Annotated in this window: 13 protein-coding genes and 1 tRNA gene; 6 read left to right on the top strand and 8 right to left on the bottom strand. The window is 42.6% G+C overall.

Annotation, left to right across the window (positions count from 1 at the left end):
* Positions 1-24: 24 nt before the first annotated feature.
* The 3 genes from QZ407_RS11005 to QZ407_RS10995 all read right to left on the bottom strand — a co-directional run bounded on the left by QZ407_RS11005 (position 25) and on the right by QZ407_RS10995 (position 3,253).
* Positions 25-1,230, bottom strand: coding sequence for a bifunctional 3,4-dihydroxy-2-butanone-4-phosphate synthase/GTP cyclohydrolase II (locus QZ407_RS11005; protein ID WP_295770869.1), 1,206 nt, complete (start codon positions 1,228-1,230; stop codon positions 25-27).
* A 112-nt stretch (positions 1,231-1,342) separates the two neighbouring features.
* Entirely contained in the window at positions 1,343-2,761 is a 1,419-nt protein-coding gene (locus QZ407_RS11000) for an LptF/LptG family permease (protein WP_295770866.1), read from the bottom strand.
* A 111-nt stretch (positions 2,762-2,872) separates the two neighbouring features.
* A complete protein-coding gene (locus QZ407_RS10995) occupies positions 2,873-3,253 on the bottom strand; it encodes an START-like domain-containing protein (RefSeq protein WP_295770864.1) in 381 nt (126 codons plus the stop codon).
* Between the two features lie 137 nt (positions 3,254-3,390).
* Between QZ407_RS10995 and QZ407_RS10990 the strand changes: the two genes are divergently transcribed.
* Both QZ407_RS10990 and QZ407_RS10985 read left to right on the top strand, forming a co-directional pair.
* Positions 3,391-3,464, top strand: a tRNA-Met gene (locus QZ407_RS10990).
* A gap of 143 nt (positions 3,465-3,607) precedes the next feature.
* Entirely contained in the window at positions 3,608-4,066 is a 459-nt protein-coding gene (locus tag QZ407_RS10985; protein WP_295770862.1) for a hypothetical protein, read from the top strand.
* Between the two features lie 279 nt (positions 4,067-4,345).
* Here the strand turns inward: QZ407_RS10985 and purD are convergent, their stop codons facing one another.
* On the bottom strand, positions 4,346-5,620 hold the full coding sequence (gene purD / locus QZ407_RS10980; protein WP_295770860.1) for a phosphoribosylamine--glycine ligase: 1,275 nt from the start codon (positions 5,618-5,620) through the stop codon (positions 4,346-4,348).
* A gap of 295 nt (positions 5,621-5,915) precedes the next feature.
* On the opposite strand from purD, the gene secA reads away from it, so the two are divergent.
* From secA to QZ407_RS10965, 3 genes are all read left to right on the top strand, one after another.
* Positions 5,916-9,212, top strand: a complete 3,297-nt coding sequence (gene secA / locus QZ407_RS10975; RefSeq protein ID WP_295770858.1) for a preprotein translocase subunit SecA — start codon at positions 5,916-5,918, stop codon at positions 9,210-9,212.
* 119 nt (positions 9,213-9,331) lie between these two features.
* On the top strand, positions 9,332-9,826 hold the full coding sequence (locus QZ407_RS10970) for an SPOR domain-containing protein (RefSeq protein WP_295770856.1): 495 nt from the start codon (positions 9,332-9,334) through the stop codon (positions 9,824-9,826).
* Positions 9,823-11,007 carry a M20 family metallopeptidase gene (locus QZ407_RS10965; protein WP_295770853.1) on the top strand — a complete coding sequence of 395 codons (1,185 nt, stop codon included), beginning with the start codon at positions 9,823-9,825 and terminating at the stop codon, positions 11,005-11,007. Before QZ407_RS10970 ends, QZ407_RS10965 begins: the two co-directional genes overlap by 4 nt.
* 227 nt (positions 11,008-11,234) lie before the next feature.
* Here the strand turns inward: QZ407_RS10965 and QZ407_RS10960 are convergent, their stop codons facing one another.
* The 4 genes from QZ407_RS10960 to QZ407_RS10945 form a co-directional block, all read right to left on the bottom strand.
* Entirely contained in the window at positions 11,235-14,495 is a 3,261-nt protein-coding gene (locus QZ407_RS10960; protein ID WP_295770850.1) for a S41 family peptidase, read from the bottom strand.
* Between the two features lie 135 nt (positions 14,496-14,630).
* Positions 14,631-15,383, bottom strand: a complete 753-nt coding sequence (locus QZ407_RS10955; RefSeq protein ID WP_157542900.1) for a glucose 1-dehydrogenase — start codon at positions 15,381-15,383, stop codon at positions 14,631-14,633.
* Between the two features lie 193 nt (positions 15,384-15,576).
* On the bottom strand, positions 15,577-17,013 hold the full coding sequence (gene asnS / locus QZ407_RS10950) for an asparagine--tRNA ligase (protein WP_295770844.1): 1,437 nt from the start codon (positions 17,011-17,013) through the stop codon (positions 15,577-15,579).
* A gap of 98 nt (positions 17,014-17,111) precedes the next feature.
* Positions 17,112-17,591 (bottom strand): DUF6252 family protein, encoded by a 480-nt coding sequence (locus QZ407_RS10945; protein WP_295770842.1) that lies wholly within the window; start codon positions 17,589-17,591, stop codon positions 17,112-17,114.
* Positions 17,592-17,742: 151 nt separating this feature from the next.
* On the opposite strand from QZ407_RS10945, the gene dnaG reads away from it, so the two are divergent.
* A complete protein-coding gene (gene dnaG / locus QZ407_RS10940; protein ID WP_295770839.1) occupies positions 17,743-19,698 on the top strand; it encodes a DNA primase in 1,956 nt (651 codons plus the stop codon).
* Positions 19,699-19,829: the final 131 nt, after the last annotated feature.

Here is a 19,829-nt window from a genome sequence, read left to right as displayed (position 1 = left end):
GACTTTTTTTATGATGTCTTATTATCAATGATTTTTCAGAATGGAGTGCTCCATTTTATCGCGTTTAGTAAGCAGGTACGCTTCATTATGCGGATTAGGCGTAATTTCAATCGGAACCGTTTCCACAACTTCAAGCCCGTAGCCCATTAAGCCTGTACGCTTCTTAGGGTTATTGCTCATTAAGCGCATTTTAGTAATACCTAAATCACGTATTATTTGTGCACCTATACCATAATCACGCTGATCCATTTTGAAGCCTAATTGTATGTTGGCTTCAACGGTATCCAAGCCGCTTTCCTGCAATTGATAGGCTTTTAATTTGTTGATAAGGCCAATTCCACGGCCTTCCTGGTTCATGTAAACAATAACGCCTTTGCCTTCCTCGCTAACAATCTCCATTGCTTTATGCAACTGCGGGCCACAATCACAACGGCATGAACCAAAAATATCGCCGGTTACGCATGAGCTGTGTACACGTACAAGCACAGGCTCCTCTGGCTCCCAATTGCCCTTAATTAAAGCCAGGTGATGTTCGCCGGTGTCCTTTTGCGTGTAGGCAATCATTTCAAAATCGCCCCATTGTGTTGGCATTTTCACCGCTACTTCGCGCTCAATTAAGCTTTCGGTGTGTAAACGGTAGGCAATAAGGTCTTTAATTGAGATGATAACCAAATTATGCTCTTTCGCCATTATAAGTAAATCAGGAAGGCGAGCCATTTCGCCATCATCCTTCATTACCTCGCAAATAACGCCTGCAGGTTCAAGGCCGGCCATTACCGGTAAATCAATAGCAGCTTCGGTATGTCCGGCTCTGCGTAATACGCCGCCATCTTTGGCAATTAACGGAAACACGTGTCCGGGTCTGCCCAAATCAGCAGGCTTGGTAGCAGGATCAATTAGCGCTAAGCTGGTTTTTGAACGGTCAGACGCCGATATGCCTGTTGTGCAGCCATGCCCAAGCAAGTCAACCGAAACGGTAAAGCTGGTTTCGAGGGTGGCCGTATTGTGATGAACCATTGGTTCAAGTTCAAGTTCTTTAGCGCGCTGCTGAGTGATAGGGGCACAAATTAAGCCCCTGCCGTGTTTAGCCATAAAGTTTATGGCTTCGGGGGTAGCGTGGCGGGTGGCAATTAAAAAGTCACCTTCGTTTTCACGGTCGTCATCGTCTACAACAATGATCATTTTACCGGCTCTTATAGCTTCAATAGCTTCAGGTATCGTATTTAGCATGGTTGGTTGTTGGTTAGCGGCCGGTAAATAGCATCGGCCGTTAACTCTTATGTAAACAAAGTTACATTATATGTTAGGGCAAACAAGTCGGCGTTGTGTAAAATCAACACAATTAAGCTTGTACTGCCTTGCGTTTAAATAACTTATTGAAAAACCTCTTGTAAGCCTCGGTGTCAAAAAGTACCGAATCATTAGCAGCTTTATATGATAAAAACAGGCCTATTGGTGTAAGAATGATGATGGCTGCCCACATACCCATTGCTGGTGAGATGCTACCTTCTTTGGCCGATTTTTCGCCTATGGTTGCTATGATGTAATACAACAGAAAGAATATTACTGATACCACAACAGGTAAACCCAAGCCACCCTTACGTATAATGGCGCCAAGCGGCGCACCTATTAAAAATAATGCAAGGCACGCTGCCGATAGCGTAAACTTCTTTTGATACTCAATAGAGTATTTGCGTACGGTTTTTGACTCCTCGGCATAACGCTCGGCCATAGGTCGCAGCATTTCCCTTAATGACTGTGCCTCGCTCTGCGCTTGTGGAAGCGCACTTTCAAGCTCTTTGCCCTTCAGCTCAACCGCAGGCATAGGCTTTAAGTTTCCGTCTTTGGGTGCCTTATGCAGCATGGTGAAGTACTTTAGGTAAGGCGCCATCATACTCATGTTGCTGCTGGTTGATTTGGCAAGCGTTTTCACCACCGAATCCTGCGACAGGGTAAGCTGCTTCAAATTCATCATTTGTATGGTAGAGCGCCATTCACTGGCATCAGTACGCTTCATTTTGAAACCCGAAAGGTCAAACTTTTGCTCGGTAGATGCAAAGCGTCGGCGAGTAAATTGCTGCCTTGGATTAAAGCTGTTTTTACCTTTTTCTTCAATATACTGTACACCGTTTTTGAACTTTACCACCAAGAATAAATCATCAGGTGTACGGTACATAACACCTTCCTTTGCAAAAAGTACACTGAGGTTATCTGAGTTCTCCTCCTTTTTGTACATCATAACATCGTGCAGGGTTTGCCCGTCGGCATCTTTCTTTTTTACACGTATAGAGTAGCCCGGGAAGCTGTTATTAAATACACCCTCAGATATCAAGAACGCAGTTTTTTGCTGACGCACATCATACAACAGCGAGTAGTATTTAAAATTGGCAATAGGCAGCATGTAGTCAGAAAACAAAAATGCGCCTATGCTTAGCATGGTCACTACTATCATCATAGGGTACATGGCACGGCCCAACGATATACCTGCTGATTTAATAGCCACCAGCTCATAGTTTTCGCCGAGGCTGCCATACGTCATAATAGAAGATAGCAGGATAGATAAAGGCAGGGCCATGGCCACGTTGGTCATGGACGCATACATCATCAGCTCTAAAATGATGTACCATTGAAAGCCTTTCCCAATGAGGTCGTCAATGTATTTAAACAAAAACAACATCAGCAACACAAACATCACAATGAAAAAGGTAACAACAAACGGCCTTATAAACGACTTTAAAATTAAGAGGTGTATCTTTTTCACTAAGCAAAGTTACGTAAATACGTTATTGAACCCAACAGCGCTGCTGAGAACCTTAAACGGTTACGTTGCATGAATATTATATGGGTTATTGGCTGTTGTTGAATGATAGCTTTACGCTCCAATTACGCCAAACAGATAATCAATTTGATTATCCCAAATCAGCTTGCGCTCGGTAATTGTATCTTCAGTAGCAAAATCGGTAATATTCAGGGCAACATCATTGGTGAGTTCGTCCTGCACAATCTCCATCTCAAAATAATATTGCGGCTCATCATCAAGCCACCTAAAGCGTACAAACTTATTTTCTTTTGATGCCAGTAGCTTGGCCTTTTGCTCTTCATCATCCCATGTGAAGGTATAAGTTTGATCGCGGTATACAACTTTATCGGCAAACCATTGATTAAGCCCATTGGCTTCACTTATAAAACTATATAAAATGCGCGGAGATGATTTAATCTCATACTCCAGGTTGAACTTTTTTTTATCGGACATATATCAGGTTTACAGAGGGTTTTGCCGGCTGTTGTGTAAATGTTAAACATTTTTTCTAAAGAAAAGTAAATTATCCTATATTTGCAAACCTTTTTAGGGAACGCTGTTACAGCGGATACTTAAACAGGAACTTATACGGCGGGGTAGCTCAGATGGTTAGAGCGTAGGATTCATAACCCTAAGGTCGGCAGTTCGATCCTGCTCCCCGCTACTATTTAGGGCAAATCAAATAACAATTGATTTGCCTTTTTTTTTGCCTCAAAACATACATCGTCATCTGTGCTGTATAATCCTTGTTCAGTCACCTTATTTAAAACAAATAGATTACCGAATTGATAACTTGTAAACTTAAAGATGCAAGTAAGAAATAGCCTTTTAATTGCTTCAGCCTTATTGATAGTTGGTTGCGAGAATAAAACACCTCATTCAAATAAAAAAACTATCGGGCAAGGTAGTACAGAGATGAAGCAAAAAAAGGCTGTAGATAAACCGGTGGCCAATGTAAGGCAATCTATTGTCATAAGTTGCGGATCTGGCTGCGCTATGAGTTACTCATCTAAAGCGGTTAACAGGCAAAGTGGAAGCATCAAAGTTGATTTTGAAGTTAAAATGTACGAGGATGAAGCTATAACCGATACCTATGATGAAACGTATGTGTTTTACTATACAGATGCTAACAAAATAGATAAGATTATAAAAGAAGGCGAAAAAGATGACGTTTTGAAGAACTTGATGCCTGCTTCCCAAAGAGTATTTATTGAATTTGGCGAAAGTTTAGTTGATGCAAATGATTCTCCAAATACCCATATGTAGTGAACAGGTTTATTGTATTGAAAAGAGCTGAATTTTCCTGGAAAAAATTAGGGTGCCGAAGCTTGTAAATGTTCGTTATACGTTGTAATATATCAACATCACTAGGGAGAACTTGGTCAGTGCTGTTATGTGCCTGAAACCAGCTAACATGCTTGGTGTAACACATTACCAAATACGGGTTTAAAGCTATATAAATTGTTGAGATGTTACAGCAACAATTCTGAAATAAAAATGCCACATACATTCAGTTATGTGGCATTTTTATTTTTGGCGCTAATATTATATTAAGTCAAAGCCTATGTCTTTTCTAAAGTATTTACCATCATAGTAAATGCGGCTGGCGTCAAGGGTTGCTTGTTGCAGGGCCGTAAACATATCGTCCTGTAATGAGGTTACGGCAATAACACGGCCACCTGTGGTAATAACGTCATCGCCCTGCATACCGGTACCGGCATGAAAAGCAATGGAGCCACGGATGTTTTCAAGGCCGCTCATTACTTTGTTTTTAAGGTACTCACCGGGGTAGCCGCCTGCTACGCACATTACGGTAGCTGCTACCTTAGATGATATTGTAAATTGTTTTTCAATCAGGTTTTCTTCGGCAACGCCTAAAAGTAAATCAACCAAGTCTGATTCAATGCGCGGTAATACGCTTTCGGTTTCAGGGTCGCCCATGCGGCAGTTGTATTCAATAGTATAAGGCTCACCATCGCAGTTCATCAGGCCTATAAAAATAAAGCCTTTGTATGGAATGCCTTCAGCTTTTAAACCTTCAACGGTTGGTATTACAATGCGCTGCTCTACTTTGCTTAAAAAATCCTCATCGGCAAATGGTACTGGTGATACCGACCCCATACCTCCGGTGTTTAAGCCCGTGTCGCCTTCGCCAATACGTTTATAGTCTTTGGCAGAGGGTAATATTTTGTAGCTGTTGCCATCAGTTAAAACAAATACCGAAAGCTCGATCCCTTGCAAAAATTGTTCTATCACTACTTTCGAACTGGCATCACCAAATTTAGCTTCGTTAAGCATTTCAACCAGTTCCTGTTGTGCTTCCTGTAAGGTGGTGCAAATGAGCACGCCTTTTCCGGCAGCTAAACCATCAGCCTTCAAAACAATGGGCAAACCCTGGGTAGCCAGGTATTCCAGGCCGTCTTGCAATGTATCGCGCGTAAAAGTGCGCGATGCAGCTGTTGGAATGTTATGGCGTTGCATAAACTGCTTTGAAAAATCTTTGCTGCCTTCTAGTTGAGCGCCTTCTTGCTGCGGACCAATTACAGGTACATTCATCAATTGTTCATCGGCCAAAAAGAAATCGTGAATACCTTTTACCAATGGCTCTTCCGGTCCAACCAAAACCATATTTATACCTTTTTCGAGCACAAGAGCTTTGATGCCTTCAAAGTCGGTAACTTTTAAATTAACGTTGATGCCGTATTGGCCGGTACCAGCATTGCCCGGAGCTATGTAAAGCTGCTCACACAATGTACTTTGTGATAGTTTCCAGGCAAAAGCGCTCTCGCGGCCGCCCGAACCAATGATCAGGATATTCATGCCCGCAAAGATAGGGTTTAAGCGTTGAGTTAGATGATTGCTGATATTAGTTTTTGAGTTTAGCTGTCAAAAAGCCACATCAATGGAAGATATGTCATAGTAATATCATCGGAATTTAATGGTTGTGCAAATTAGGGTTGTTTGCCAATTATCAGCCCTCATTGCATTCAACTTAACTATCCTGTTGCAAACTATGAAGTAAAACTTTTAAAACGTAACTTCGCGCCTGTCATAATGCCACTATTGGGCGGGTTGGCGTAATTGTTGGGTTGAAGAGACGAATTATATCAAAATTATGTTAGGATTTATCAGTAAGCTTTTTGGAAGCAAATCAGAACGCGATGTTAAAAGCATTCAGCCACTGGTTGAGAAAATAAAAAGCGAATTTACCAAGCTCGAAAACCTGAGCAACGATGAGTTGCGGGGTAAAACCATATACTTTAAAGAAAAAATTGCTGAAGGTTTAGCTTCAATTGACGAGCAGATAAAAGCTATTAAAGCTGATATTGACGCTAACCCCGACATGGATGTAAACGCTAAAGTTGAGCTTTACAGCCAGGTTGATAAATTAGAAAAAGACCGTAACAAGGAGCTTGAAGTTATCTTGTTAAATATACTACCTGAGGCATTTGCAGTTGTTAAAGAAACCGCACGCCGCTGGGCTGGTAACCCCCACATTGAGGTTACTGCTACTGAATTTGACCGCCAATTGGCTGCCCGCAAAGGCAACGTGGTTATTCAGGGAGATAAAGCTTTACATGCCAGCAGCTGGATAGCTGCCGGTAACGAGGTTAAATGGAACATGGTGCATTATGATGTACAGCTTATAGGTGGTACCGTATTGCACAGCGGTAAAATTGCTGAGATGGCTACTGGCGAGGGTAAAACCCTGGTGGCTACCTTACCTGCTTACCTTAATGCATTGGCCGGACAGGGCGTACACATTGTAACCGTAAACGATTACCTTGCCCGTCGTGACTCGGAGTGGATGGGTCCACTGTATGAGTTCCACGGTCTTTCGGTTGATTGTATTGATAAGCACGAGCCTAACTCAGAAGCCCGCCGCAACGCCTATCTTGCTGACATTACTTTTGGTACCAACAACGAATTTGGTTTTGACTACCTGCGTGATAACATGACCCGCACACCTGAAGAGCTGGTACAACGCAAGCTGCACTTTGCCATGGTGGATGAGGTTGACTCGGTATTGGTTGATGATGCCCGTACGCCATTAATTATATCAGGCCCAATACCACGCGGCGATGAGCATGAGTTTTATATGCTTAAACCACGTATTGAGCGTTTGGTAAATGCACAGAAAGATTTTGTTAACAAAGCTTTAAACGAAGCTAAAAAGCAAATAAACGAAGGTAAAACCGGTAGCGACGAAGGCGGTATGGCCTTGATACGGGCACACCGTGGTTTACCTAAAAGCAAAGCCTTAATTAAATTTTTGAGCGAGGGCGGTAACCGCACCGTGCTTCAAAAAACAGAGAATTATTACATGCAGGACCAAGGCAAGGAAATGCCTAAGGTTGATGCTGAATTATTTTTTGTTATTGACGAGAAAAACAACTCGGTTGAGCTGACTGAAAAAGGTATCGAATTGATTACAGCATCGGGCGAAGACGCTAAATTTTTCGTTATGCCTGACGTTGGTACCGAGATTGCTAAAATTGAAAAGTCGGACTTAAGCGCTGAAGAAAAAGTTGCGCAAAAAGATGAGCTAATGCGCGATTTCTCCATCAAATCAGAGCGTATTCACTCCATAAATCAATTACTTAAGGCTTATACCTTATTTGAAAAAGATACTGAATACATTGTTGACGAAGGCAAGGTTAAAATTGTAGACGAGCAAACCGGCCGTATTTTAGATGGCCGCCGTTACTCTGACGGTTTACACCAGGCTATTGAGGCTAAGGAGAACGTTAAGGTAGAGGATGCTACCCAAACCTTTGCTACCATTACGCTGCAAAACTACTTCCGTATGTATCACAAGCTTTGTGGTATGACAGGTACTGCCGTAACCGAAGCTGGTGAGTTGTGGGAGATTTACAAGCTTGATGTGGTGGAAATACCAACCAACGTTGTTGCTAAGCGCGATGACCGTCAAGATTTGGTTTACCGCACCATGCGCGAAAAATACAATGCCGTGGCCGAAGAAATTGTACAGCTAACACAAGCCGGTCGTCCGGTATTGGTGGGTACCACTTCGGTTGAAATATCAGAATTACTGAGCCGTATGCTTAAGCTGCGTGGCATTAAGCATAACGTACTTAACGCCAAAATGCACCAAAAGGAGGCCGATATTGTGGCCGAGGCTGGTAAAGCTGGTACGGTAACCATTGCCACCAACATGGCTGGCCGTGGTACGGATATTAAATTAGGCCCTGGCGTTAAAGAAGCCGGAGGTTTAGCCATTGTAGGTACCGAGCGCCATGAGTCGCGCCGTGTCGATCGCCAGTTGCGTGGTCGTGCAGGTCGTCAGGGCGACCCGGGTTCGTCACAGTTCTTCGTATCGTTAGAGGATAACCTGATGCGTTTATTTGGCTCAGAGCGTATCTCTAACCTGATGGTACGTATGGGTATTGAAGAGGGTGAGGTTATCCAGCACTCTATGATTACCAAGTCAATAGAACGTGCGCAGAAGAAAGTAGAAGAGAACAACTTTGGTATACGTAAGCGCTTGCTGGAGTATGACGACGTAATGAATTCTCAGCGTACCGTTATTTACACTAAGCGTAAAAATGCCTTGTTTGGCGAGCGTTTGGATGTTGACATCAACAACACCATTTATGATGTGGTTGAAGATGTAGTAACTGAGTACAAGGACTCTAACAACTACGAAGGCTTCCAACTGGAAATTATCCGTTTATTCTCGGTTGATCCGGAAGTTACACAGGAAGAGTTTACCGGTGGTAACGCTATTAAAATTACCGAAGCGGTATTTGCAACAGTAACTGCATTCTACCACCGTAAAATGGAAAGCATTGCCGAGCAGGCTAACCCTGTTTTGCAAGACGTTTATAAAACCCGCGGCGAATACATTGAAAACATTGTAGTGCCGTTTACTGATGGCGTACATGGTATACAGGTAGCCGTGCCGTTGAAAAAGGCAGTTGAAAATAATGGTTTGGAAGTGTTTAAATCGTTTGAGAAAAACGTAACGCTATACCTTATTGATGATGCCTGGAAAGAGCATCTTCGCGAAATGGATGAGTTAAAGCAATCGGTACAAAATGCTGTTTATGAGCAAAAGGACCCATTGTTGGTTTACAAATTCGAAGCGTTTGAATTGTTCCGCCAAATGCTGGCTAACGTAAATAAGGAACTGGTTAGCTTCTTGTTCAGAGGTGGTATTCCGGTTCAGCAGGCTCCTGAAGAGGTGCACGAGGCGCAGCCAATACCACGTACTGATATGCGCCAGTTACGCATGAGTAAGCCCGAATTAGTACACGAAACCAATGGTGTGCCTGATGAAGAGCTTGTGCAGGAAAAACAGCAGCCGGTACGTGCCGAACAAAAAATAGGTAGAAATGACCCTTGTCCTTGCGGCAGTGGTAAAAAATTCAAGAACTGTCACGGGGCTTAAGTACCGTACCGTAGCATAAAACACAAGTACGTCATTGCGAGGTACGAAGCAATCTCTGCTGTAATAAAGAAATCATCAGAGCGTTTCGTACTTTGCAATGGCGTTTTTATTTAATAGGGATGTTTTTAAAAAGAGTAAAAGGAGTTTTTACTTCAGTACATAATAAATTTGGAGTTGCATTAGTTGCCTGTATTATCGCTTGCTTATTTGCCTTTTCGGCACAAGCTCAAAATCAGCAAGGTGAGCGTGGCAAGCTTGAAGTAATTAAAGATTCACGCATTGATTCGCTTATTGCTCATCGTGGCAACCTTTCAAAAGGCATGGTGCGCGGAGCCGGTCTTTCATCGTCATATGGTTACCGTGTGCAATTTTTTATTGGTCCCAATCGCAAAAGTGCATTTGATGCGCAAAACAGAATGCAGCAAATGCACCCTGAATTACGTACTTACATAAATTACGCCGAGCCTAACTTTAAAGTAAAGGCAGGCGACTTCCGCACGCGGCTCGAAGCATCAAAACTCATGCAAGAGCTACGGGGTACATTTACTTCGTTATTTATTATATCCGAAAAAATTAATCCGCCCAAACTGGACGCTAATCCTAATATGCAATGATTAAAGAAAAGATACAGGAACTATCCAAAAGTATATTCAGCAATATTGTTGGTTACCGACGTCACCTGCACGCCAACCCCGAGCTGTCATTTGATGAGGTGCAAACTTCTGCTTATGTAGAGGCACGTTTAGACGAACTGGGTATTCCGCATAGCCGCCTGGCTAATAATGGCGTTGTGGGTTTGTTGAAAGGCAATAAGCCATCTGAAAACGTTATTGCCTTACGCGCCGATATGGACGCGCTGCCCATTACAGAGGCTAACGATGTTCCATACAAATCAAAAAACGTAGGCGTAATGCATGCTTGCGGTCATGATGTGCATACGTCATCGTTATTGGGTACTGCCACAATTTTAAGCAACCTTAAAGATGAGTTTGGCGGAACCATTAAACTGATATTTCAACCTGCCGAAGAGAAACTGCCCGGTGGCGCCAACCTCATGATACAGGAAGGTGTGCTGGAAAACCCTAAACCACAAGCTGTTTTAGGGCAGCACGTAATGCCTTTAATTGATGCCGGTAAAGTAGGTTTCAGGGCAGGTAAATACATGGCCAGCACTGATGAAATTTATGTTACTGTGCACGGTAAAGGTGGACATGGTGCACAACCCCAGCAAAACATTGATCCTGTTATTATAACTGCACACATACTTACTGCGCTGCAGCAAGTGGTTAGCCGCTTTGCCGATCCTAAAAGTCCGTCGGTACTATCGTTTGGTAAAGTAATTGCCAACGGTGCTACCAACATTATTCCTAACGAAGTTTACCTTGAGGGTACTTTTCGTACAATGGATGAGCAGTGGCGCAAAGAGGCACACATCAAAATGAAGAAGATGGCCGAAGGCATTGCCGAAAGCATGGGTGGGAGCTGCGATTTTGAGATTAGGAATGGTTATCCTTTTCTTATCAACGAAGAGAAATTAACCGCTTATGTACGTGCTTATGCCGAAGATTATTTAGGAAAAGAAAATGTGCTCGACCTTGACATATGGATGGCCGCCGAAGACTTTGCTTATTTTTCACAAGCCTCTGATGCATGTTTTTACCGTTTGGGTACCCGCAACGAAAGCCGTGGCATAACCTCAGCCGTACATACGCCAACATTTGATGTAGATGAAGATGCGCTGGCTATAAGCACCGGTTTAATGGCATACATAGCTGTTAAGCAATTAGGGAATTGATTGGTTTGTGAATAATTTGGTTTAATAGCCATAATTCTTTGAAATAACTCTTTACAACTTGTCATCTCGAACGATAGTGAGAGATCCTGTTCAGCCTACAAAGCTTGTCCGCATTAACAAGATTTCTCACTATCGTTCGAAATGACAAGAAAACATATGTTGTTAAAAACAATAAACGCAGAAAGCCGCTCAATTGAGCGGCTTTCTGCGTTTATTAGTGAATTATTTTACTTCACTACGCTTAACATCTCCTTAACTGCGGTTTCCATTTGCTGGTCTTCGCCGTTCAGGAATTTGCTGTATTCGTTCAGTACTTTAATATCAGGTTCTACCTGCGCATTTTCGGTAGGATGAGTGTCGCCTATGCCCCAGGTTGATACCATTGGTATACCAAACACTAAGGTGCCGTCAATCTGTCTTTCCCACCAAACAGCAGTGCCTGTACCGGCAACCGGCATACCTATAAGCTTACCCAGTTTAAGCGTTTTATAGGCCCAAGGGAAGATGAATGCATCCGAGTAGTTGCCTTCGCTCATCACCACACAACTTGGCTTGTTCCATTTACTCAATGATTCGCCGCCTTCGGTAGGGTGCCCTTGCGGACGCAGCTCCATGTATTTTTTACCACCCAGGAAAGTCACCAACTCATCGTGCAGCCAGCCACCGCCGTTAAAACGGGTATCAACAATCAGTGCTTTTTTACTGAAGTTTTTACCCAGCACTTTATCAAACGTAACGCGGTAGCTTGGGTCGTTCATGCCTTGTACGTGTACATAGCCAACCTGGCCTTTTGAAAGGCTATCAACCAAGTGTTCCATCATTCGCGTCCAGCGGTTGTAAAGCAACACGCTACGCTCGTAGCCAGGGGCTACTGGTTTTACATTCTCCTCATAACGCACATTGGTTTTAGGGTCATGGAAACTAACAAGCGTGTATTTATCTACCTTACGGTTTAATAATTTAGTCCAATCCTCAGCAGCAGTAATGGCTTCGCCGTCAATTTTATCAATAATGTAGCCTTTTCTCATTTTGGTACGTGCCACATCAAACGGTCCACCGGTAATTATATCGGCTACTACTAAGCCATCGCCGCCTTTGGTTTGGTCGTACAGTAAGCCCAGGGCAGCAGTAACATCAGCATTAGGAAATTGCGGTGAATAGCGGCCGCCGGTGTGCGAGCCGTTAAGCTCACCCAAAAATTCGCTTAACAATACCTGGAAGTCATAGTTGTTGTTAATATGTGGCAGGAACTTACCGTAAGTATTATGGTAATAATTCCAATCAACGCCCTGTAATTTAGGATCGAAGAACTTTTTAGTTACCTGTTTCCATGAATGGTCAAAAATGTAGGCACGCTCGGCAGCAGCATCCAAATCCATATTGCTGTTTATTTTTACAGGCGTAACCTTACCATCATCAACATTTACTTTCATAACGTTGCCTCCGGCCATCACAAACAAACTCTTACCATCAGGAGTTAATTCCAGCGAACCTCCGCCTGAATTTAGAGCGGCAAGCACTTTGGTCTCTTTAGTGCGTGGAGAGGTTACCCACAAATCATAACCTTTATCATAACGGGCAAGATAAAACAGTTTTTCACCGTCTTTTGACATAATGTCGTCTGCAATATCGGCCGAACCAACGGTTAGGCGTACTGTACGGTCTTCCAGGTTTTTGAAGTTTGGCTCGTAAGCATATGGTGCAATCCCTGCAGGAGTTTTGGCATTTTTAGGGGTAGATTTGGTTGTTTTATCGGCAGCTTTGTTGGTTGAGTCACGCTTCTCTTCTTGCTTACGAATATCCAGGTCTTCCTTGCTCAAGCGGAATCTATCCCATGCGGTTTGATCAAAAAACATGGCGTAAACATCAGTTTGAGAGCCACGGGATAAGTTTTTCATACCCAGTCTGTCGCTTTGCCAATACATCATCTTGCCGTTCATGCCCCAGCGTGGTCTGCCGTCATCAAAACCGCTTTCGGTTAAGTTAAGGCGCTTGCCGGTACCGTCGGCCTTAACAAAGGCAATTTCACTGCGGCCAAAAGCTCCTTCTTCTGATTGTATTAACAAATACTTGCTATCAGGCGACCATGAAAAGAATTGGTCTCCGTCTGAATAAGAGAAATTAATTCCCTGGGGCAATACAGTAACCGTTTTTTTGGTGGTTAAATCATATACCTTAACTATATTTCTTTCTTCCAGATAGGCAATTTTCTTGCCGTCGGGTGAGTATACAGGTTGAAATTCCTCTTTGTCAGTGTTAATTACAGGCTCGGTTTTGAGCGTGGTTGATGCAAAGAAATAAGGCTCTGTTGCGCTTGCCAAAGTGGTTTTATAAATATCCCATGAACCTGCATTTTCTACTGAATAAAGCAATGAGCGCCCATCAGGACTAAACTGTATCATACGCTCCTGGTAAGGCGTATTGGTAATACGTTTAGTAATGTTACCATCAACAGATGTTACAAATATTTCGCCACGGTATACCAAGGCAACTTCTTTACCGTTTGGTGATACCGCAATTTCGGTAGCATCGCCTCGTACGGGCATGTTTTGCACCTGGCTGCCATTAAAATCGGCACTTAGGCTGATGTTTACTTTTTGAGGCTGACCACCATCTTTTAAAGTGTACAATTCGCCACATTGTGTAAAGGCAAGAGTACCGTCTTCAGCGCGCGATAAGTTGCGCACCGGATCTTTAGTAAAATTAGTTAACTGTGATGGAGCGTTTGCTGCTGCCAAACTTGCCTTAAATAAATTTTGATTACCGTTACGTTCGCTTAAGTAATAGAAGGAGTCGCCACTGCCCCAAACCGGTTCACGGTCTTCGCCCACAAAAGGAGATACTTTGGTATAAGCTTTGGTAGCGGTATCATAAACCCATATATCGCGCGTAACGGCTGATGTGTGGTGCTTGCGCCAGGGATCTTCATAACCCTTTCGATCCTGGAAAATCATTTTATCGCCGGCCTTATTCAGGTGCATGTTATCCATACCTGCGGCGTTTACCATAATACTGCGACCGCCTTTTGCAGGTACGCTATATAACTTCATAAACAGCGCGTTGCTCGGAAAACGTACTGATGATGCCAGGTCATTACGATCGGTACCAAAGTATACTTTTTGGTTATCTGTTGAAAATTCGTAAGGAATATCGCGGTCTGATGCAAAGGTTAACCTTGTGGCCGAACCGCCGCTGGCCGCCATAATGTAAACATCAAAATTGCCATAACGGTCAGATGCAAAAGCGATGGATTGCCCATCATGGCTCCAAACCGGGTAGCCGTTATATGAGCTGTTAATAGTTAACGGAACGGCTGTGCCGCCTGTAGATGGAACTTTAAACAAATTGCCCTTGTATTCAAAGGCTATCCACTTACCATCGGGAGATATGGACGGCTGTTGCATCCATAATAAATGCTCCTGTTGTTGAGCAAAGGTTGGTTTTTGCGTAAACACAAAAGCAGTGAGCAGAAGTAGTAGTTTTTTCATGAAAAACGCTTTGTGAGAGTTAATGGTGTAATTTACGCAATTGTCATTAAAATTGGCAAGTCAATTAAAATCATAAAAAAAGGCCGGTTATTATAACCGGCCTCCTGCTTGTATATAAAAAGAAGTAGTAGTAAACTATACGGCAGTGTAACCACCATCAATAAGGTAGTAAGCCCCGGTAATAAATGAAGCTTTATCTGAACTCAAAAAAACTACCAATTCAGCAACTTCCTCTGCTTTGCCTAAGCGGCCTATAGGATGTTTTTGTTTAAGTGCTTCTAGCTGTTCAGGCTTCAGATTTTTTTCAAGCAAAGGGGTATCAATATAACCCGGCCCTACGGCATTACAGCGAATGTTCTTTTGTGCATATTCGGCACCAATATTTTTTGTTAAACCAACAACTGCGTGCTTAGTGGTTGTATAAGCGCTTGACATAGGTGCAGCCACCGTACCGTGTATTGACGCCATATTAATGATTGCACCACCGCCGTTCTGTTCCATAGCGGTTAACTGGTACTTACAGCCGTAAAATACACCGTTAAGGTTTATATCTAATACTTTTTTCCAGGCTTCGAGTGAGTAATTGCCTGTTTCAGCAGCTTCACCACCAATACCTGCGTTATTACAGGCAATATCAAGTTTTCCAAACGTTTCGAGCGTAGTGTTTACCAACGCTTCGTTGCCTTCCGGTGTCGACGTATCGGCTTTAAAGAAAGATGCCTTGCCGCCACTCTTCTCAATTAATTCAACTGTTTGTTTGCCGGCCTCTTCGTTAATATCAGATACCATTACCGCTGCCCCTTCACGAGCATACGCAATAGCAACAGCTTTCCCAATTCCCGAACCTGCTCCTGTTACCAGAGCTACTTTACTTTCCAAGCTTTTCATCTTAATAATGTTTAATTTAACAATTGCATCAGCATGTATATATAACAAGTGAATGTTGTAACATGTATTAATTGAACATCCGTTATCAATTTTTGTTAGGTCATTTTTAGGTCAGGGTTTGCAGCGCTATATAAATAAAAAATGCCGCAAGCTAAACGTTAGCTTACGGCATTTCTAAAATGGTATTTAAAAATTAAAACTCTGCGTTTTTAGGGAAACGCGGGAATGGAATTACGTCACGTATATTGCCCATGCCGGTAACAAACAACACCAGGCGCTCAAAACCTAAACCAAAGCCGGCGTGCGGGCAACCTCCAAAGCGGCGGGTATCAAGGTACCACCAAAGCTCATCTTTAGGAATGCCAATCTCGTCCATGCGTTGTTCCAGTTTTTCCAAACGTTCTTCGCGCTGCGAACCGCCTACAATTTCACCAATGCCGGGGAACAGGATGTCCATAGCAGCAACAGTTTTGCCATCGTCATTTTGGCGCATGTAGAAAGATTTGATCTCTTTGGGGTAATCGGTCAGTATAACCGGTTTTTTAAAGTGTTTCTCAACCAAATAACGCTCATGTTCTGATTGCAAATCGGCACCCCAACCTTCAATTAAATATTGGAATTTTTTCTTTTTGTTAGGTGTTGAATCTTTCAGAATGTCTATAGCTTGGGTATAGGTTAAACGTTCAAAATTGTTATTTAAACAAAACTGAAGTTTTTCTAAAAGACTCATTTCTGAACGTTCTTGCTGAGGCTTGCTTTTCTCCTCATCAAGTAAACGCTGGGTTAAAAACTCTATATCTTCGCGGTTATGCTCAAGCGCATAGTTAATAACATATTTTAATAAACCTTCAGCCAGGTCCATGTTATCGGCCAGATCATAAAACGCCATTTCTGGCTCAATCATCCAAAACTCGGCCAGGTGGCGTGTAGTGTTCGAATTTTCGGCACGGAAAGTAGGGCCAAAAGTATAAATATCACTCAGGGCCATAGCACCCAACTCACCTTCTAACTGGCCAGACACGGTCAAATTGGTAGCACGACCAAAAAAGTCTTGCTTATAATCAATTTCGCCGTTTTCGGTACGGGGTAGGTTATTCAAATCAAGGTTGGTTACTTTAAATGCTTCGCCGGCGCCTTCAGCGTCTGATGCTGTAATTACCGGGGTATGCAGGTAAACAAAGCCTTGCTCCTGGAAAAAACGATGTACTGCAAATGCCAGGCTGTTACGCACCCTAAAGATGGCACCAAAAGTATTGGTACGGAAGCGCAGGTGGGCAATCTCCCGCAAAAATTCTAAACTGTGTTTCTTTGGTTGTAAGGGGTATTTTTCCGGGTCGCTGTCTCCTAATATTTCAATGTTGGTGGCTTTAACATCAACCGCCTGGCCTTTGCCTAGGCTTGCTACCAAAATACCGGTAACGCTAAGCGCAGCACCGGTAGTAATACGCTTCAAAAGGGCCTCATCAGTATTTTGAAAATCAACAACAATTTGAATGTTGCTATTAGTTGAGCCATCATTTAAAGCAATAAACTGATTATTACGAAAGGTGCGTACCCATCCTTTAACATTCACCTCTTGTTCTGCCGGTGTAGTTTGCAGCAGTGCTTTAATTTTAATTCGCTGACTCATATATCTTTTAAAATTGAGCGGTAAAAATACAATTTAGATACAACAAACAAGAGGCAGCGGGCAAGTTGTGTAAAGCAGTTATTAAGGCTTAACAAATATTAATCATAAGCCTTAGTTAGCTTAAAGTTACCGCTCGAAAAATTAATGGTTGCAGGGTAAGTATTATCACCGGTTACTTTTTTTAGGTAAATATTGAAATTACCTTTCATAATTACCTTTGTTGTATCATAGCTGGTTACATTCACCTTATTGGTGGCATCCTCATCAAGTATATACCTTGCAACAACGGCATCCTGTCCAATAGTAATTATAAATTCGGTTTTAGGAGCAATTACAACATACTGGTTCAAACTATTGGTTGTTATATTGATCCTCAAATGTTCCTCTAATTTGTTACCTACCAGAACGTAATTTTTAGCACCATTTTCTCCGAAAGCTACAAACTGAGCAACCCACTTTTCGTTGTTCTTATCGGCGGTGAAGTAAAAATCTTGTTTTTGCTCGTTATCCTTGTCTTTTTTGCAAGAGATAATAAACATTGATAACGTAGCTAACACTATGCAAGTTAATTTTTTCATAATTAATTGGTTAAGAGGTTTAGTACATATACGTTAAGGATATGAGTAACGTAACAAAGGTTTAGATATTTATTAAACAACAAAAGGCATATGCATCTGCGATGATAATTGTATATTTTTGTTACCTTGTTTTTGAGGGCTATAGCTGCGCATGATTACCAAACAAACCATTGACCGTATAATGGAAGCCATCGACATTGTTGAGGTTATTGGCGAATTTGTGCAGTTAAAAAAGCGTGGTGCCAACTACGTAGGCCTTTCACCGTTTGCCAACGAAAAAACACCATCATTTACCGTTTCTCCGGCTAAAGGCATTTTTAAAGATTTTTCTACCGGAAAGGGTGGTTCGGCGGTTACTTTTTTGATGGAGCTTGAAAAGTTTTCGTACCCCGAGGCTTTAAAATGGCTGGCCAAAAAATACGGAATTGAAGTTGAAGAACTGCAGGATAAGCCCGAAAACATCGAAGCTGATAACCGCCGTGAAAGCCTGATGGTTGTAAGCGCCTATGCAGCTAAGTTTTTTCAGGAAGCCATGTGGGACACACCTGAAGGAAAAAGCATCGGCCTAAGCTATTTCAGGGAACGAGGTTTTAGTAATGATATTATCAAAAAATTTGAGTTGGGCTACTCGCCCGACCAATGGGAGGCCTTTACCAGCCAGGCTATTAAAAATGCTTATCAACCGGAGTTTTTGGTTGAAAGCGGCCTTTCGGTAAAGCGTGATAACGGGCAGCTTTATGACCGTTACCGCGGCCGGGTTATGTTTCCAATACATGGCTTTACAGGCCGGGTAATTGCGTTTGGCGGTCGTACGCTTAAAACCGATAAAAACGTACCAAAATACGTTAACTCGCCCGAGTCAGAAATATACCATAAGTCGAACGTACTGTACGGGTTGTACTTTGCCAAAAAGGCTATACGTGATGATGATAATTGTTACCTGGTAGAAGGATACGCCGACGTTTTATCAGTCCATCAGGCTGGTATTGAGAATGTTGTGGCATCATCAGGTACTTCGCTTACGGTTGAGCAAATTCGTTTAATATCCCGCTTCACCAAAAATATCACCATATTATATGACGGCGATGCTGCCGGTATAAAGGCTTCACTGCGAGGGCTCGACCTTATATTGGAAGAAGGGCTGAACGTTAAAGTTGTGTCTTTTCCTGATGGGCACGACCCCGACTCCTATGTGCGAAAAGTTGGCAGCAATGCCTTCAAAACCCACATCGAGCAAAACAAAAAAGACTTCATTCTTTACAAAACCAGCATCTTGCTTAAAGAAGCTGGTACAGATCCGATACAGCGTGCAAATGTAATTCGCGAAATTGTTGAAAGCATTGCCAAAATACCCGATTCAATTAAAGCATCGGTATTTATACGCGAGTGCAGTCAGCAACTACAAATTGATGAGCGCATTTTATTGTCGGAGCTGAATAAGATGAAGCTGGGCAAGGCGAAAAAAGACCAGCAAAAACAGCTGCCATCTGCACCCCAGGAGGGCAACCCATACGGTGAAATGCCACCGCCCGATGAACCGGGTTTTTATGATGAACCAACCGTATCAAAACCGGTAGAAACCGGTATAAATCAGGAAAGGGAAATAATCAGGCTTTTGCTGGTTTACGGCAACCAAATCATTAATTGGGATAACATTGCCAATACTTACATTGGCCCTTTCATTATTGCCGAGCTTAGCGATGTTGAGTTTGATAATGCCGTTTGCAAAGATTTTGTAGCCCTATACAAGCAGCAGCTTGAAAACGGGGTATTGCCCGAAGAAAAGTTTTTCATTCATTACAACGATAAGCAGATTGTTGATCTGGCAGTCGATATGTTATCAACCAAGTATACGCTGAGCGAAAACTGGTATAATATGCACCGCATATTTGTGCATGGCGAAGAACTGAATATGAAGGCTACCATATTAGGTGCCATCTTCCATCTTAAAAAACAGAAAGTAAGTAAGATACTTGAAAAACTACGGTCAGACCTGCAAAATGCCCAAGACCCTGTTGATCAGGATGCTATTATGGGGCAGTATATGCAAATGAAAAAAATTGAGAAGCATATTTCTGATTATCTGGGATCGGTAATTATAAAGTAGATGAAGTACCTGTACCTGATAATAACGCTCGTGGTGCATTTTGTAATTTTCGGATTCTTTGCCGGTAGTGATCAGTTATTTATAATGGCAGTACTTTCATCCGTCATAATACTGATCGGTCTTTTGCTCCA

Origin of the sequence: uncultured Mucilaginibacter sp., from assembly GCF_913773635.1 — a bacterium.
In the GTDB taxonomy this organism is placed as follows: domain Bacteria; phylum Bacteroidota; class Bacteroidia; order Sphingobacteriales; family Sphingobacteriaceae; genus Mucilaginibacter.
The sequence above is the reverse complement of the archived record's forward strand: the minus strand, read 5'-3'. Positions and strand labels throughout refer to the sequence as shown.

What these genes read in the sequence shown, in the direction of transcription:
- QZ407_RS10995 (WP_295770864.1), bottom strand. Translation starts at nt 3,253, where the DNA reads ATGTCCGATAAAAAAAAGTTCAACCTGGAGTATGAGATTAAATCATCT.
- QZ407_RS10945 (WP_295770842.1), bottom strand. Translation starts at nt 17,591, where the DNA reads ATGAAAAAATTAACTTGCATAGTGTTAGCTACGTTATCAATGTTTATT.
- purD (WP_295770860.1), bottom strand. Translation starts at nt 5,620, where the DNA reads ATGAATATCCTGATCATTGGTTCGGGCGGCCGCGAGAGCGCTTTTGCC.
- QZ407_RS10960 (WP_295770850.1), bottom strand. Translation starts at nt 14,495, where the DNA reads ATGAAAAAACTACTACTTCTGCTCACTGCTTTTGTGTTTACGCAAAAA.
- QZ407_RS11005 (WP_295770869.1), bottom strand. Translation starts at nt 1,230, where the DNA reads ATGCTAAATACGATACCTGAAGCTATTGAAGCTATAAGAGCCGGTAAA.
- secA (WP_295770858.1), top strand. Translation starts at nt 5,916, where the DNA reads ATGTTAGGATTTATCAGTAAGCTTTTTGGAAGCAAATCAGAACGCGAT.
- asnS (WP_295770844.1), bottom strand. Translation starts at nt 17,013, where the DNA reads ATGAGTCAGCGAATTAAAATTAAAGCACTGCTGCAAACTACACCGGCA.
- QZ407_RS10985 (WP_295770862.1), top strand. Translation starts at nt 3,608, where the DNA reads ATGCAAGTAAGAAATAGCCTTTTAATTGCTTCAGCCTTATTGATAGTT.
- QZ407_RS10955 (WP_157542900.1), bottom strand. Translation starts at nt 15,383, where the DNA reads ATGAAAAGCTTGGAAAGTAAAGTAGCTCTGGTAACAGGAGCAGGTTCG.
- QZ407_RS10965 (WP_295770853.1), top strand. Translation starts at nt 9,823, where the DNA reads ATGATTAAAGAAAAGATACAGGAACTATCCAAAAGTATATTCAGCAAT.
- dnaG (WP_295770839.1), top strand. Translation starts at nt 17,743, where the DNA reads ATGATTACCAAACAAACCATTGACCGTATAATGGAAGCCATCGACATT.
- QZ407_RS10970 (WP_295770856.1), top strand. Translation starts at nt 9,332, where the DNA reads ATGTTTTTAAAAAGAGTAAAAGGAGTTTTTACTTCAGTACATAATAAA.